The 15590-nt window shown below is 59.4% G+C and carries 11 protein-coding genes and 2 pseudogenes; 6 read left to right on the top strand and 7 right to left on the bottom strand.

Annotated features, from left to right (window positions below; genetic code table 11):
* Positions 1–116: 116 nt before the first annotated feature.
* The 4 genes from OYW20_RS07955 to OYW20_RS07940 form a co-directional block, all read right to left on the bottom strand.
* Positions 117–1451, bottom strand: a complete 1335-nt coding sequence (locus OYW20_RS07955; RefSeq protein ID WP_268800149.1) for a dicarboxylate/amino acid:cation symporter — start codon at positions 1449–1451, stop codon at positions 117–119.
* A 396-nt stretch (positions 1452–1847) separates the two neighbouring features.
* Positions 1848–3191 carry an ATP-binding protein gene (locus OYW20_RS07950; protein ID WP_268800148.1) on the bottom strand — a complete coding sequence of 448 codons (1344 nt, stop codon included), beginning with the start codon at positions 3189–3191 and terminating at the stop codon, positions 1848–1850.
* The gene (locus OYW20_RS07945) at positions 3188–3865 is read right to left on the bottom strand and encodes a response regulator transcription factor (protein ID WP_268800147.1); all 678 of its coding nucleotides are present in this window, start codon (positions 3863–3865) and stop codon (positions 3188–3190) included. The genes OYW20_RS07950 and OYW20_RS07945 overlap by 4 nt, the downstream gene beginning before the upstream one ends.
* Positions 3866–3918: 53 nt before the next feature.
* A complete protein-coding gene (locus tag OYW20_RS07940; RefSeq protein ID WP_268800146.1) occupies positions 3919–4350 on the bottom strand; it encodes a hypothetical protein in 432 nt (143 codons plus the stop codon).
* A gap of 199 nt (positions 4351–4549) precedes the next feature.
* Here OYW20_RS07940 and OYW20_RS07935 point away from each other — a divergent pair, with 199 nt between their 5' ends.
* A complete protein-coding gene (locus OYW20_RS07935) occupies positions 4550–5356 on the top strand; it encodes a dienelactone hydrolase family protein (protein ID WP_268800145.1) in 807 nt (268 codons plus the stop codon).
* 160 nt (positions 5357–5516) lie between these two features.
* On the top strand, positions 5517–6248 hold the full coding sequence (locus tag OYW20_RS07930) for a 4'-phosphopantetheinyl transferase family protein (protein ID WP_268800144.1): 732 nt from the start codon (positions 5517–5519) through the stop codon (positions 6246–6248).
* A gap of 77 nt (positions 6249–6325) precedes the next feature.
* On the opposite strand, the pseudogene OYW20_RS07925 reads toward OYW20_RS07930, so the two are convergent.
* From OYW20_RS07925 to OYW20_RS07915, 3 genes and pseudogenes are all read right to left on the bottom strand, one after another.
* Positions 6326–6747, bottom strand: a pseudogene (locus OYW20_RS07925) ((2Fe-2S)-binding protein).
* A complete protein-coding gene (locus OYW20_RS07920) occupies positions 6705–8348 on the bottom strand; it encodes an ATP-binding protein (RefSeq protein WP_268800143.1) in 1644 nt (547 codons plus the stop codon). Before OYW20_RS07920 ends, OYW20_RS07925 begins: the two are co-directional and overlap by 43 nt.
* Entirely contained in the window at positions 8345–9082 is a 738-nt protein-coding gene (locus OYW20_RS07915) for a response regulator (protein WP_268800142.1), read from the bottom strand. Before OYW20_RS07915 ends, OYW20_RS07920 begins: the two co-directional genes overlap by 4 nt.
* A gap of 202 nt (positions 9083–9284) precedes the next feature.
* On the opposite strand from OYW20_RS07915, the pseudogene OYW20_RS07910 reads away from it, so the two are divergent.
* The 4 genes and pseudogenes from OYW20_RS07910 to OYW20_RS07895 all read left to right on the top strand — a co-directional run bounded on the left by OYW20_RS07910 (position 9285) and on the right by OYW20_RS07895 (position 15463).
* A pseudogene (locus OYW20_RS07910) lies at positions 9285–10701 on the top strand (IS1182 family transposase).
* Between the two features lie 878 nt (positions 10702–11579).
* Complete coding sequence (locus OYW20_RS07905) at positions 11580–14489, top strand: ribonucleoside-diphosphate reductase subunit alpha (RefSeq protein WP_268800141.1); 2910 nt, start codon at positions 11580–11582, stop codon at positions 14487–14489.
* A gap of 204 nt (positions 14490–14693) precedes the next feature.
* Positions 14694–14864, top strand: a complete 171-nt coding sequence (locus OYW20_RS07900; RefSeq protein WP_268800140.1) for a YhfG family protein — start codon at positions 14694–14696, stop codon at positions 14862–14864.
* Positions 14864–15463: a putative adenosine monophosphate-protein transferase Fic gene (locus tag OYW20_RS07895; RefSeq protein ID WP_268800139.1), complete on the top strand. Its 600-nt coding sequence runs from the start codon at positions 14864–14866 to the stop codon at positions 15461–15463. The genes OYW20_RS07900 and OYW20_RS07895 overlap by 1 nt, the downstream gene beginning before the upstream one ends.
* The last annotated feature ends 127 nt before the right edge of the window (positions 15464–15590 follow it).

Below are 15590 nucleotides of genomic sequence, written 5' to 3'. Positions count from 1 at the left end.
CACCGCAATCGGTCGAGCCCGCCCCCGGAGCCTCGTCAGCTCCAAAGCAAAAAAACCCGTCCAAAGACGGGCTTTTCATTGACTGCAGCAGCGGTGTCATGGACACCGCTTGAGTGTTACGAACGACCGGCAGGCGCCGGGCCTTCAGCCACACCCAGGTCGTCCATCGGACGGTTTTCGTCGATGGCACGGCCACCCGATGCCAGCTCGGCTTGCAGCACGTCCACGTCCAGCTCTTTCACCCACTTGGCAACGACCAGGGTGGCGACGGCGTTACCGACCAGGTTGGTCAGTGCGCGTGCTTCGGACATGAAACGGTCGATACCCAGGATCAGCGCCAGACCGGCAACCGGCAGGTGACCGACAGCCGACAGGGTGGCGGCCAGTACGATGAAGCCAGAACCGGTTACGCCAGCAGCACCTTTGGACGACAGCAGCAGCACCAGCAACAGGGTGATCTGGTGCGTGATGTCCATGTGGGTGTCAGTCGCCTGAGCGATGAACACGGCGGCCATTGTCAGGTAGATCGAAGTACCGTCCAGGTTGAACGAGTAGCCTGTCGGGATCACCAGACCCACGACCGATTTCTTCGCGCCCAGACGCTCCATCTTGATCAGCATGCGTGGCAGTGCCGACTCGGAAGACGACGTACCCAGCACGATCAACAGTTCTTCACGGATGTACTTGATCAGCTTGATGACGCTGAAGCCGTGGGCGCGCGCGATACCGCCCAGCACCACCAGCACGAACAGCACGCAGGTGATGTAGAAGCACAGCATCAGCTGACCCAGTTGCACCAGCGAACTCACGCCGTATGCACCGATGGTGAACGCCATGGCGCCCAACGCACCCAGTGGCGCCAGCTTCATGATCATGTTGATGATGTTGAACATCACGTGAGCGAAGCGATCAATGAAGTCCAGGACCGGCTTGCCGTAAGCACCCAGGCGGTGCAGGGCGAAACCGAAGATCACCGAGAACATCAGCACTTGCAGGATGTCGCCGTTGGCGAACGCGCCGACAATGGTGTTCGGGATCACGTTGAGGATGAAGCCGACGATGCTCTGGTCCTTACCGGCGGTTACATAAGCCGCGATTTTGGACGCATCCAGTGTGGTGACGTCGATGTGCATGCCGGCGCCCGGTTGCACAACGTTGACCACGACAAGGCCGATCAGCAGCGCGATGGTGGAGACGATTTCGAAGTAAAGCAGGGCGTAACCGCCAGTCTTGCCGACCGATTTCATGCTCTGCATGCCAGCAATACCGCTGACAACGGTGCAGAAGATGATCGGGGCGATGACCATTTTGATCAGTTTGATGAATCCGTCGCCCAGAGGCTTGAGCGACACGGCGGTTTCGGGATACCAGTGACCGAGCGCGATACCGATAACGATCGCAACGATTACCTGGAGATAAAGGGATTTGTACAGTGGCTGACGAGTCGTCATTGCAATTTCCTCAAGAGCATCGGCATGCATCATCCAAATGACACAACGACGCCTAAAGTACGAACCCTCCTGCGTTGGAGGGATTTGTTTTGTCGAGCTGCGCGGTGCAGACCTCTGCGCATTACCGCAAGCTGCGTGCCATGTTCAAAAAAAACCTTCAGAGCCACGCCAGTTAAGCAATGACCCCATCAAGGTAGCTGGAAAAGGGCGAGCGAGGTGGCGGGATTCCGCCGAATGACGAGGATTTTGCCGGGAGGGTGGCGGGTTTCCGCCGCGATTGGGCATCTCGCTTGTAGGCGCGCGCTTGCCCGCGAATGCAATCCGCCTATGAACGAGCTGTCGAATGACGCACCGCAATCGCGGGCAAGTGCGCTCCTACAGGTGATCGGGTAGCTTTTATAGCTGAAAGTGAATACGAAACGCTGCGCCGCCCAGATTCGAATCCCCCAGCGTCAGACGTGCGCTGTAGCTTTCGATGATGTCCTTGACCACCGCCAGGCCGATGCCCTGACCCGGGTTCTGCCGATCCAGCCGCTCGCCGCGCTCGAGAATCCGCGCGCGCTGGCTCTCCGGCACGCCAGGGCCATCGTCCTCGATGCAAAGCTCGTCGCCCATGATCGACCCCGTCCAGCTCACGCGCACCTCGCTCAGGCATAGGCGGTAGGCGTTTTCCAACAGGTTGCCGAGCATCTCCAGCAACGCGCCCTCCTCCATCTGCACCTGACAGTCTTCCGGCAAATCGAGCACCACGTTCACGCGCTTGTCGCGGTAGACCTTGTCCAGCGTGTTGCACAGGCTTTGCACCACTGGCTTGAGGTTGACGTGATGGCGAACCAGCCCGCTTTTGCGCAGGCTGGCACGTTGCAACTGGTAGCCGATCTGCTGGCTCATGCGCTCGATCTGCGATTGCAGGATGCGCGCCTGCTCTACGTCTTCGGGGCGTTTGGCGATGGTTTCGCTAACACCCTGAAGCACCGCCAGCGGAGTTTTCAGGCTATGAGCCAGGTCGTCGAGGGAGTCGCGATAACGACTGCGCTGCTCACGTTCGCTGCTCAACAGCCGGTTGAGCGAGTCTGTGAGGCGCAGCAATTCGCTTGGGTGTTCTTCACTGAGGCTTTCACGCGAGCCGGCCTCGACCTGATCAAGTTCCTGACTCATGCCCCGCAGGGAGCGCAGCCCCCACGTCAGACCGACCCAGAGCAAGGCCAGCAGCACCAGCAACGCGCCGCCGAAACCGAAATAGAGTTTTTCCCGAAGCCCCGAAATGACCTCCTGATACTCGCGCACCGGTTGCAGCGCGACGATGCTGAACGCGGCGTTACGCCCACCCAACAGTTTGACTTCCACGTCATACACGAAGAACTCTTCGCCGTTGTCTTCACGGATTTTCGCGAACTCGTTGCCGCGGCCGTCATAACGTGGATGGTACTCGATGTCCTCTTCCTGGCTCGCGCGTGACCGCCAGACCAACTGGCCCTGACGGTTATAGATGTAACCGAGCAAGCGGCTGTCGGGCAGGCTGAACTGCTCGCCGGGCAGTAGCGTGGGCATCAGCAGCCGACCATCTTCGACGCGCGCCGCAGAGATCAGCGTCGTCACGTCCGAGGCCAGACGCTTTTCAATGGAGCTTTCGAGCGCCAGGCTGAACGCGCTCTGCAACGCCGGCAACATCAACAACATGAAAATGACCGCCAGGGTCGCGGCGGCCAGCATCAAGCGCAGGCGAAGCGAACGAATCATTTACAGCGCTCGGTGAACAGATACCCCAGACCGCGCACGGTCTCGATGGGTTTGAAGCCATCCGGCCCTTCGAGCTTGCGGCGCAACCGGCCCACCAACACTTCGATCACGTTCGGATCGCGCTCGTCATCGTCGGGGTACAACTGCTCCATCAGGCGCTCTTTGGGCACCACTTGCTGATGATGGCGCATGAGGTATTCGAGAATCCGGTATTCATAAGCGGTCAACGCCAGCGGCTGCTCATCGAGCACCGCCTGCTTGCGATTGAGGTCCAGCATCAACGGCCCGGCGATGATCGTCGACTGAGTAAAACCGCTGGAGCGACGCAGCAACGCGTTGAGTCGTGCTTCCAGCTCTTCGAACTGAAACGGCTTGACCACGTAATCATCGGCACCGGACGCGAGGCCTTCGACCTTGTCCTGCCAGTTGCCGCGCGCGGTCAGAATGAGAATAGGGAACGCCTTGTTCTGGGCGCGTAACTGGCGAATCAAATCCAGACCGCCCATGCCCGGCAGCCCGAGATCGATGACCGCCAGGTCGTGATTGAACTGCCCCACCTGATACAGCGCCTCTTCGGCATTGGCCACCGCTTCGACCACGTGACCGCTTTCAGTCAGACGCGTCAGCAAATGGTGGCGCAACAACGCCTCGTCCTCGACAACCAGCAATTTCATGACGCACTCCCAGGCACAGGCATTCCCCTCTCAAACGGTTCACTACTGACGCTCTACAACACGCGATGGTTCGGCAAATAGCTGTTTTGCCCCTGACTCAAACTGAGCGAGGCCTGCTGCGCAGATGCCTGCCGTGCGCTGACGTCGAACAGTTTAGACGTACTGGCCAGCGGCTGACTGACATCGTAGCTGCCCAATTGGTTTTCCTGACGCACCTTGACGCCATTGTAGGTGGCAGACAGGTTTTCGAAACTCAGGCAATACGCGTGGTCAATGTGCTGCTGGCTCAGGCTTTGGCCCCACGTGCCCAGCGCATTGGCACTGCTGCCACTGAGGCCGCGCCGCACGCCGCCGGATCTGTCGGTCTTTTCGCTGCTCTTGCCGTAGTCGATGCGCGAAATATCAGCATTGCCTTCAGCCGCCTGGACGGCCGCGCTGCTGCCGAGAAAGGCCAGCGCCAGGAAAAGCTTGTTGGATATAAGCATGTGCAGGTCCTCCGGCGCCAGGCGCCCTCTTGGATACAGGGCCAGACTACGGAGCCTGCGCTGAACCCCTCCTGAACGTGAACTGAACCTGGGCTGAACACATAAGTACCGCAAGTGGTCCCAGTTCTAACCACACAATGGTCTAGGCTCAAACGCCAGACGGCTACTGCGCCCGGACCTTACAAGAAGGAGATTGAACATGCGGTTGTTGATTGCTCTCGCAATGATGTGCCTGACGGGCCTTGCCCAGGCGGAAGTCAAAACCCGACAGATCGACTATCAAAGCGCCGACGGCACCAAGCTGGTGGGCTACTACGCCTACGACGACGCGATCAAAGGCCCGAGGCCCGGCATCGTGGTCGTCCACGAATGGTGGGGGCTGAATGACTATGCCAAGCGCCGCGCCCGCGATCTGGCTGTGCTGGGCTACAGCGCCATGGCCATCGACATGTACGGCGAAGGCAAAAATACCGAACATCCGGCTGACGCCATGGCCTTCATGAAAGCAGCCTTGAAAGACAGCGCCGCGTCGAACAAGCGCTTTGACGCTGGCGTTGAACAACTGAAGAAACAGCCCGAGACCAACCCCGACAAGATCGCCGCCATTGGCTACTGCTTCGGCGGCAAGATCGTGCTGGACGCCGCACGCCGTGGTGAACCGTTGGCCGGCGTGGTGAGCTTTCACGGTGCACTGGTTACCGACACCCCCGCCACACCCGGCAGCGTGAAGGCGCCAATTCTGGTCGAGCATGGCAACGGCGACACCATGGTCACCGCCGAGAACGTCGCCATTTTCAAAAAGGAAATGGACGCGGCCAAGGCTGACTACAAATTCGTCGGCATCGACGGCGCCAAACACGGTTTCACCAACCCCGACGCCGACAAACTCAGCCATGGTGAGCACGGCGGACCGGACATCGGCTACAACAAGGCGGCGGACATGAGTTCCTGGGCCGACATGAAGGCATTCCTGAAAGAAGCCTTTTCGAAGAATTCTTCGATGTAACCGCACCGCACTCGAGTGTAGGAGCGCGCTTGCCCGCGATGACGGTGTATCTGATACCTATCCGTCGTCTGATCCAATCTGTTCGCCGGCAAGCGCACTCCTACACTTCATGCTCTCGTCACACATGACTTCCCCGCCATCACCCGGCAAAATGCGGCCCATGAATCAGCCCACCCAACTTCCCGCCTGCTGCCCTGCACTCCAATCTCACTGGCCGCTGCCACAAGCGCTTCCGGGCGCTGTGCTGATCAGCGGCACTTTTGACCCGACGCAATTGGCCGAGGGCGATTTTCAGCGCTGCCTGATTGACCCGCCCGCCAGCATTCAGCGCTCGGTCGCCAAGCGTCAGACCGAGTACCTCGCTGGCAGATTGTGCGCACGCGAGGCCATGCTCAGGCTCGACGGCCGGGTGCACGTGCCGCTGATTGGCGAAGACCGTGCGCCGGTCTGGCCCGAAGACCTCTGCGGCGCGATCACCCACAGCACCGGCTGGGCCGCCGCCATCGTGGCGAACACGCTGCAATGGCGCAGCCTGGGAATGGACACGGAAAACCTGCTGACCCACGAGCGGGCAGCGCGACTGGCGGCAGAAATACTCACTACCGATGAGCTGGAGCGCATGGCCGTTGCGCCCGAGGATCAGGTCGCACAGTGCGTCACCCTCACGTTCTCGCTCAAGGAAAGCCTGTTCAAAGCGCTTTACCCCCTCGTCCTCAAGCGCTTCTATTTCCATGACGCCGAACTGCTGGAATGGTCCGACGAAGGTGCCGCCCGGCTGCGTCTGAAGATCGATCTGTCACCCGAATGGCACACCGGCAAAACGCTGGAAGCACAGTTCAGCATGCAGCACGGCCAAGTCCTCAGCCTCATCAGCATCCCCGCCACTCTGTAGACGCGAATTCATTCGCGTGGCGTCATTCCTGTTTCAACGCGCAAGACGCCTCGCCAGCAAGTTGGCTACAGAGGTTTTTACTCGCCCAGCGGGCAATGCTCGCATCGCCCGACCCATTCCACCCGATGACTCAGGCAACAACTGCGACGCTGACGGCGCGTGCCATCGGGGCCTTCTATAACGCCACCTGATCCAACTCCAGCGGCCAGTACCAATCCTCAACAAGCCCGGCCACCATCACCGGCGGGATCAACTGCATGAAGTAATACTTCGACCACTGCGACACCAGCACAGGCAATTGGCTGGGCATCAGGTCCGGGCCGTACACCCGAAGGAGCAGTTGATCCAGGCACTGCGCCTGCAACAGGTGCGGCACAGGCGTAACTGGACGATGATCATCGCCTTTAACGAGCGCATGGCCGAATACCGCCAATGGTCCTTCAAAGCAATCAAGCCTCATGCGCCATCCTGCCGACGTGGCCATGTCAGGCTGAAGCACGCGCCGCCCAGTCGCTCACTGCGCCCAATCAAAGCGCGGCCGTCGTGCCAGTAAATGATCCGCCGCACAATCGACAACCCCAGCCCATGGCCGCCCGAGGCCCGCGTGCGGCTGTCGTCTAGGCGCATGAACGGTGTAAAAATCCGCTCCCACGCGCTTTCCGGCACGCCGGGCCCGTCATCCTCCACGTCAATACGGCAGCGCTCCTGTACCAGTTGATAACTGATGCACACCTCGGATTCGGCATGGCGAATGGCGTTGCTCACCAGATTCTGCAACGCCCGGTGCAGATAGCGCGGCTCGGCGTGCACCCAACGCTGATCTCCCTCGCATTCGCCCTCAAGCGGCATGCCCTTGAGGCTTTCCCCGAACGAGACACGCACATCGGCGCGCAACGGCGCCAACTCTTCGATCACCTGGTGGATCAACCCTTCCAGATCGACGCGCTGGAAATTCAGGGTCGGCGAACCCTGCTCCAGTCGCGCATACGTCAGCATCTCGTCCACCAGCTTGTCGAGGTCCTGAATATCGTTGTCCATGCCGGCCATGTACTTCTGCCGCGCCTCGGGGGTCGCTGCGTCGCCAATCATTTCCAGCCCGAAACGCAGACGCGCCACTGGCGTGCGCAACTCGTGAGACACAGCGCGCACCATTTCGCGCTGGATGGTCAACGCGCGCTGCAAGTGCTCGGCCATGCCGTTGAACGCCGTTGCAAGTCGCCCCACCGAATCGCTGCCAGCCGAGGGCACGCGGGTGTCGAGGCTGCCTTGGGCGATCTGCGTGGCGGCGGCTTCCAGCCCGAGCAAGCGGCGCTCGAGGCGTCGCACCAGCAAATAAACCACCAGCCCGATGAAGCACAGCCCCAGCAACGCGATCAGTATCAACAGCTGCGGCGGATAAGGGTTCATCTGGTACAGCGGACCCAGCTCAAGCACCCACGGGGTTTTACCGACGCCGGACAACACCCGGATCGAATCGCCACCCTTGCCCAGCGCCATCACCGTGTCGCCCTCGGCGATGCGTCGGCGCTGGTCATCGTCGACGTCCAGCTGATCGAGCGTGACCAAGTGCATATCAAAGCCGAAACCTTTGCTGCGGCGCAGGGCTTCCAGGTGCATCGGCTGCTCGTCCACCGGCGAGCGCACCAGTTCATCGACCAGCAGATAAAGGGTGGCGCGGGCCAGTTGTTCGCTGATCTGCCGCACTTCGCCGCTCAGCAACAAGGCCCCGGACTGGCCCGGCGCGCCCTCCTCCACTTGCCGAAACACTCTCGCGGCGTGCGGCCCGGTCTGTTCCACCACCACATGCCCACGGCTCAGGCGATTGCGACTGCCGCCATCGAGGTGAGCCTGCTCGGCGGTTTCCAGCTTCAGCGGGATGCCCAGCAACCGTTCCCACACCGCCAGTGCGCGTCCACGATCAATCGGGCCCATGGGCTTGAGGTTGTCCGCCATCAGCGTGAACGTGCCGTGGGCCAGGTGCTCGCGGTATTGCTCGGTGCGCACGCTGTTGACCAAGTGCAGCGTCAACACCCCGAGCAAGGCCACCAGCACCAGCACGCCAAGCATGCCGCCGTAGATGCGTAGGAAAATGGAGTTCATCGATCAGGCACGCAGGTGTTCAGGTCTCTCGCCGCTTGCGGCACGAACAGGTAGCCCTTGCTGCGGATGGTCTTGATCAGGCGTGGATGAACGGGGTCGTCGCCGATACGCGGACGGATGCGCGAAATACGCACGTCGATGGAGCGATCCTGGCCGTCGTAACCGACGCCGCGCAGGGCCGTAAAAATCTCCTCCCGAGACAAGATGCGCCCGGCGTTGGCGACCAGCAGCCATAACAGGTCGAACTCGGCACTGGTCAGCTCGATGCTCTGTTCATTGAGCCACGCCTCGCGCAGGTCGCTGTCCACCACCAACGGGCCGAACACCAGACGCCGCTGCGTTGCCAGCACCGGCTGCATGGGCTCGCTGCGACGCAACAAGGCGTGGATGCGCGCCAGCAAGACCCGTGGATGAACCGGCTTGCAGACGAAATCGTCAGCGCCCATGTCCAGGCCCTGCACCTGATCGGTGTCGTCGGTGCGCGCAGTCAGCATCAAAATGGGGCCGTCATATCGATCACGTACGCGGCGGCATATGCTCAGCCCATCTTCGCCAGGCAGCATCAAATCCAGAATCACCAGATCGGGCTGCTCATCGATGATGCGTGCCGCCGCCTTCGCGCCATCGCCTTCGAGGGTGACGCGCAGGCCGTGGTTTTCGAGGTAATCACGCGTCAGTTCGGCCAGCCGCCGGTCATCCTCGACGATCAGCACCTGCCAGGGTTCTTGCTGCACGGGGCGTGTCTCCGGGTGTTTTTCTTATTAATAGAAGGCGCCGATTCTGTAGGAGCGAATTCATTCGCAAGGCGGTTTATCCGATTAGCCTCACAATCGCCTCGCCAACAAGTTGGCTCCTACACAGACTGTGTGAAAACCTAGCCAACCCGCCCCAGATCTAAGAAAATGCCCCGCATCGAAAGATGCGGGGCATTTTCTTATGGCGTACATCCAGGGCGAATCTCGAAACCAGACCAGCCTGTTTCCGGTTTCCATCGACGAAGTCATTCCCGAAGACCATCTCGTCCGGGTCATTGATGCCTATGTTTCGCGCCTTGATCTCCGGGTTCTGGGTTTGATAAAGCCATCCCCAAAGGCAACGGACGTCCACCTTACAACCCCGCCGATCTGCTCAAGCTCTACATCTATGGCTACTTCCAGCGCATACGGTCTTCGCGCCGGCTCGAAGCTGAGTGCCAACGCAACATCGAAGTCATGTGGCTGCTCAACCGCCTCGCGCCGGACTTCAAAACCATCGCCGACTTCCGCAAGGATAACGCTACCGCGTTCTCTGCAACCTGCCGCGCGTTTGTTCAGTTCTGCCGAACCGCAGGCTTGGTCAAAGGTGATCTGGTCGCCATTGATGGCAGCAAATTCAAGGCTGTCGCTTCGGCCCGTCGTCACATCAGCACCAAGCACCTCAAGCGCGATCAGGAAAAAATGGATCGCCGCATAGCCAAGTATCTAGAGGATCTGGACAGTGCAGACAGCGACGAAAATGAAGAGGCGGTTGATCGAAGCGCTGTTAAAACGGTGCTGGCAAAACTGACCGCCAAACGGGACGACTACCTGACCTGCCAGGCGCTGATGGACGAACTGCAGATCACCCAATTCATCAGCACCGAAAGCGACGCGCGGATGATGCGAGCCCCGCAGGGCATGGCCGTTGCCTACAACGTGCAGACCGCAGTCGACGCTGAAAACAGCCTGATCGTGCACCACGAAGTGACTCAGGAAGGCGATGATCGCAAGCAACTGGAGCCGATGGCAAAAGCGACTCAGGAAGTCCTTGAACAACCGAATCTGACCGTTACTGCAGATGCCGGCTATTCAAACGGCGAGCATTTTCAGGCCTGTGATGACGCCGGCATCACGGCGTACGTACCGATTAATCGGGGCAACAACATTGAAGACCCCACTTTTTTTGGCCGGGACGATTTCAACTACGACCAGCAAAACGACCGCTACCAATGCCCGGCCGGGCGTTATTGCCCCTGCTGCAACTGAACAAGGGACAGCGAATCTACCGCGCAAACGCTAATGACTGCGGCTCCTGCCCCCTTAAACATCGATGCACCAAGAGCCGCTATCGCTCGATCAAGCGACACGTTCACGAAGAAGCTTTTGAAAGGATGAAGCAGCGAATGCAGGCACATCCTGAGATGGTTGATGCCCGAAGAAGCATCGTCGAACACCCGTTTGGCAACCTCAAACAATGGATCTACGGCAATGGCCGGTTCTTGCTTCGCCAGCTAAAGGGTGCGCGAACGGAAATGGCGCTTGCGATAAACGCCTATAACCTGAAAAGGGCTATCAACGTGCTGGGCGTGCGCCGAATGATTGAGTTGCTGGCCTGAGGAAGGCCTTTTTTCTCTCTGTATAAATGGGAAATGCCCGAGGTGATCGGGGCATTTTTTTGGTTAGCTGCTGGTTATCTGGTTTTCACACGGTCTGTACAGGTTATCGCTGCCACCCAAGCGCAAGTCTGTAGGAGCGAATTCATTCGCGAGGCGGTTTATCTGATTAGCCACACAATCGCCTCGCCAACAAGTTGGCTCTTACAGGGTATTGCGGCCAGCGAGTGTAGCAACGCGGCCACCCTGTCACACAACATCCCAACCGCACCAAAATCGACCTTGCCAGCGCCCCATTTTGTGATAGCGTTCGCGCCCTCAAAAAACAGCGCGGCCTGATAAAAAAAGCTGCAAATGGATGACCAACGGCGCAATCCAGCGGGGCTGCGGCCTACACGGCTTTTCATGCTTTCACACACAAATTACACACAAGTTTATCCACAGGTGACACGTTGCAATTGGTGTCCAAAACGCATTATCTTGTAGCCCTTGGCGGATGCAGACCCTACATGTAGGGTTTTACTCGAAAACCCAACCATAAGTCAGCGTGTATTTTCAAGCACTTTTCTTGGGTCAAACGGGCTGAATCCCCCGCTGTTTCTACTGCCATACCGCACACGCGAATGGCTGCTGCAAAAGCCATCTGATCGGCGCTTCACGGCACAACGGTTGCAACACAACTCAGGCAATCTGCTTATCGCTATTTCGGGGCCACGGACCATGTCCGTGGCCTTTTTGGACTTCGAAAGCCAGGGAAGCAGGCCATCACTCTTCCCCGTGCCTATTGAAGTCGTTACGGCCGGTACTGGTCGGTGAACGGCCTCAAGACGCAACGCTGCGCACGCAGTGGCCCAACATACTTAAAGAACGTGGAGACACCCATGCAAACAGACACAACTCGCGAGAATCCGCAGGCCAAAGCGCCGCAGACAGGTGAGACCCAGCAGGATCTGTCCGCCACCGCGCCGGGTCAACTGCGTGTGATCAAGCGTAACGGCACTGTCGTGGCCTACACCGACGACAAGATCACCGTTGCCATCACCAAAGCGTTTCTTGCAGTTGAAGGCGGTAATGCCGCCGCGTCGTCGCGCATCCACGACACCGTTGCCCGCCTGACCGAACAAGTCACCGCCACCTTCAAGCGCCGCATGCCGTCCGGCGGCACTATTCACATCGAAGAAATCCAGGATCAGGTAGAACTGGCGCTGATGCGCGCTGGCGAGCAGAAAGTGGCTCGCGACTACGTGATCTATCGCAACGACCGCTCCAAAGAGCGTGCGCATCGTGTCAGTGAAGAGCCTGTTCAGGCCCACCCGTCGATCCGTATCACTCGCGCCGACGGCAGCGTTGCGCCGCTGGACATGGGCCGCCTCAACACCATCGTTACCGAAGCGTGTGAAGGCCTGGCCGAGGTCGATGCCGACCTGATCCAGACTGAAACCCTGAAAAACCTGTACGACGGCGTTGCGCTGAAAGACGTCAACACTGCGCTGGTGATGACCGCGCGCACCCTGGTCGAGCGTGAGCCGAACTACTCGTTCGTGACCGCCCGCCTGTTGATGGACACCCTGCGCGCCGAAGGCCTGGGCTTCCTGGAAGTTGCCGAGAGCGCGACTCACCACGAAATGGTCGACCTGTACGCCAAAGCACTGCCGGCCTACATCGCCAAAGGCATCCAGTACGAACTGCTGAACCCGATCCTGGCCACCTTCGACCTGGAAAAACTGGGCAAGGCGATCAACCACGAGCGCGACCAACAGTTCACGTACCTGGGCCTGCAAACCCTGTACGACCGTTACTTCATCCACAAGGACGGTATCCGTTTCGAACTGCCGCAGATCTTCTTCATGCGCGTGGCCATGGGCCTGGCAATCGAAGAGAAAGCCCGTGAAGACCGTGCCATCGAGTTCTACAACCTGTTGTCGTCCTTCGACTACATGGCTTCGACCCCGACACTGTTCAACGCCGGCACCCTGCGTCCACAGCTGTCGAGCTGCTACCTGACCACCGTGCCGGATGACCTGTCGGGCATCTACCACGCGATCCACGACAACGCCATGCTGTCCAAATTCGCAGGCGGTCTGGGCAACGACTGGACGCCGGTTCGCGCGTTGGGCTCTTACATCAAGGGCACCAACGGCAAATCGCAAGGCGTTGTGCCGTTCCTGAAAGTGGTCAACGACACCGCTGTTGCAGTCAACCAGGGCGGCAAGCGCAAAGGCGCTGTGTGTGCGTACCTGGAAACCTGGCACATGGACATCGAAGAGTTCATCGAGCTGCGCAAGAACACCGGTGATGATCGTCGTCGTACCCACGACATGAACACCGCCAACTGGATCCCTGACCTGTTCATGAAGCGTGTCTTCGATGACGGCAAGTGGACCCTGTTCTCGCCATCCGAAGTCCCGGACCTGCACGACCTGACCGGTAAAGCCTTCGAAGAGCGCTACGAGTACTACGAAGCGCTGACCGAGTACCCAGGCAAGGTCAAACTGTTCAAGACCCTTCAGGCCAAAGACCTGTGGCGCAAGATGCTGTCCATGCTGTTTGAAACCGGCCACCCTTGGCTGACCTTCAAAGACCCGTGCAACCTGCGCAGCCCGCAGCAGCACGTGGGCGTGGTTCACAGCTCGAACCTGTGCACCGAGATCACCCTGAACACCAACAAGGACGAGATCGCGGTCTGCAACCTGGGCTCGATCAACCTGCCGAACCACATCGTCGACGGCAAGCTGGACACCACCAAGCTCAAGCGCACCATCGACACCGCTGTGCGTATGCTCGACAACGTGATCGACATCAACTACTACTCGGTGCCGCAAGCGAAGAACTCCAACTTCCGCCACCGCCCGGTAGGCCTGGGCATCATGGGCTTCCAGGACGCTTTGTACCTGCAGCACATTGCTTACGGTTCGGACGCAGCAGTTGAATTCGCCGACAAATCCATGGAGGCCGTCAGCTACTTCGCGATCCAGGCTTCGTGTGATCTGGCCGACGAGCGCGGCGCTTACGAGACGTTCCAGGGTTCGCTGTGGTCCAAGGGCATCCTGCCGCTGGATTCGCAACAGATCCTGATCGAGCAACGTGGCCAGAAGTACATCGATGTGGACCTGAACGAATCTCTGGATTGGGCACCGGTTCGCGCCCGTGTTCAGAAAGGCATTCGTAACTCCAACATCATGGCCATCGCACCGACCGCCACCATCGCCAACATCACTGGCGTGTCGCAGTCGATCGAACCGACCTATCAAAACCTGTACGTGAAGTCGAACCTGTCCGGCGAGTTCACCGTGATCAACCCGTACCTGGTTCGCGACCTCAAAGCGCGCGGCCTGTGGGATTCGGTCATGATCAACGACCTGAAGTACTACGACGGTTCGGTGCAGCAAATCGAGCGCATCCCGCAGGAACTCAAAGAGCTCTACGCGACCGCCTTCGAAGTGGACACCAAGTGGATCGTTGATGCGGCCAGCCGTCGTCAGAAGTGGATCGATCAGGCTCAGTCGCTGAACCTGTACATCGCCGGCGCATCGGGCAAGAAGCTGGACGTGACCTACCGCATGGCTTGGTACCGTGGTCTGAAAACCACTTACTACCTCCGTGCCCTGGCCGCGACCAGCACCGAGAAATCGACCATCAGCACCAGCAAGCTCAACGCAGTATCGAGCGGCGGTCACGGCCCGGACGAGTCTTCACTTGCAGCACCAACGCACGCCGAAGCATCGCCAGGCCCGGCACCCGTGCCAAAGGCCTGCGCCATCGACGAGCCAGACTGCGAAGCCTGCCAGTAACACCCGCTGATGCTCCCTGCCACATGAACTGTGGGAGGGAGCTTGGTCTGGGCCGCATCCGGACGATGCTCTTAAGGCAGCCCCCACTTTTTAGGAGCGCGCTTGCCCGCGATGCTTTTAAAGCAACACCGCCAACCGGGAGCCCTAATGCTCCCGGTTTGCGTTTACGCTACACTCGAATTCTTAAATCCAGGAGAACGCCCAATGCCAGCCCCCTCTCTAGATGCCAAGAAAGCCTACTGCGCCAAAACGCGCCGCTCCAACTACGCCGCCAGCCTGCGCCTGGAAGGTTTCGAGAGCACCCCGCTCGACGCTGAACGCCGCCTCCTCTCCCGCGAAGAACTGCTGAAAACCTACCGCAAAAAATCGGCCTGATGGTCGACAAATATGGCGTGGGCCAAGACCCATATTGCTGCCCCGGGACTGCGGTCTTACGCAACCGCCTGGACCTGACCGACGACAAGACCCTGGCTCAAGCCGAACGCGACCTGTCCGAAGTCGCCGCTGAATCCCTCGATTTCTCTGCTCCGCCCTACGACCTACCCTACCTGCGAGCCATCCACCGCCAGCTGTTTTCCGATCTCTACGAGTGGGCCGGTGAACTGCGCACCGTCGATATCTCCAAAGACGAAACCCACTTCTGCGTCACCCATCGCATCGAACCCGAAGCCACCAAGCTGTTCAACGCGCTGGCAGACGCCAACTGGTTTCTGGACCTTGATCGCACCGCCTTGATCCACGCCAGCGCCGAACTGTTCGGAGACCTCAACGTGGTGCACCCCTTCCGCGAAGGCAACGGCCGGGCGCAGCGCATTCTGTTCGAACACATCATCGTGAACGCGGGTTATGAAATCAGCTGGTGGCCGGTGGAAGCGCGGGAGTGGATTCAGGCGAATATCGATGCCGTGGGGTGTGATTATTCGGGGTTGGTGCGGGTGTTTGAGCGGTGTGTGGGTCAGGCGATTGGCAATTGATTGCAAAGGGCTTGAGTGAGCCGCCCGGCATTATTGAACACTGCACGGACCTACTCAAAACCACCGCTTGTCAGTCCGAAATGTTTACTCCACCTACACGCTACTCGTTCATCACAGAGCATCACAT

Origin of the sequence: Pseudomonas sp. BSw22131 (assembly GCF_026810445.1) — a bacterium.
Lineage (GTDB): Bacteria > Pseudomonadota > Gammaproteobacteria > Pseudomonadales > Pseudomonadaceae > Aquipseudomonas > Aquipseudomonas huanghezhanensis.
The sequence above is the reverse complement of the archived record's forward strand: the minus strand, read 5'-3'. Positions and strand labels throughout refer to the sequence as shown.

Coding starts and splice junctions, on each gene's coding strand:
- OYW20_RS07900 (WP_268800140.1), top strand. CDS start 14,694: ATGCCAGCCCCCTCTCTAGATGCCAAGAAAGCCTACTGCGCCAAAACG.
- OYW20_RS07945 (WP_268800147.1), bottom strand. CDS start 3,865: ATGAAATTGCTGGTTGTCGAGGACGAGGCGTTGTTGCGCCACCATTTG.
- OYW20_RS07905 (WP_268800141.1), top strand. CDS start 11,580: ATGCAAACAGACACAACTCGCGAGAATCCGCAGGCCAAAGCGCCGCAG.
- OYW20_RS07935 (WP_268800145.1), top strand. CDS start 4,550: ATGCGGTTGTTGATTGCTCTCGCAATGATGTGCCTGACGGGCCTTGCC.
- OYW20_RS07920 (WP_268800143.1), bottom strand. CDS start 8,348: ATGAACTCCATTTTCCTACGCATCTACGGCGGCATGCTTGGCGTGCTG.
- OYW20_RS07940 (WP_268800146.1), bottom strand. CDS start 4,350: ATGCTTATATCCAACAAGCTTTTCCTGGCGCTGGCCTTTCTCGGCAGC.
- OYW20_RS07950 (WP_268800148.1), bottom strand. CDS start 3,191: ATGATTCGTTCGCTTCGCCTGCGCTTGATGCTGGCCGCCGCGACCCTG.
- OYW20_RS07930 (WP_268800144.1), top strand. CDS start 5,517: ATGAATCAGCCCACCCAACTTCCCGCCTGCTGCCCTGCACTCCAATCT.
- OYW20_RS07895 (WP_268800139.1), top strand. CDS start 14,864: ATGGTCGACAAATATGGCGTGGGCCAAGACCCATATTGCTGCCCCGGG.
- OYW20_RS07955 (WP_268800149.1), bottom strand. CDS start 1,451: ATGACGACTCGTCAGCCACTGTACAAATCCCTTTATCTCCAGGTAATC.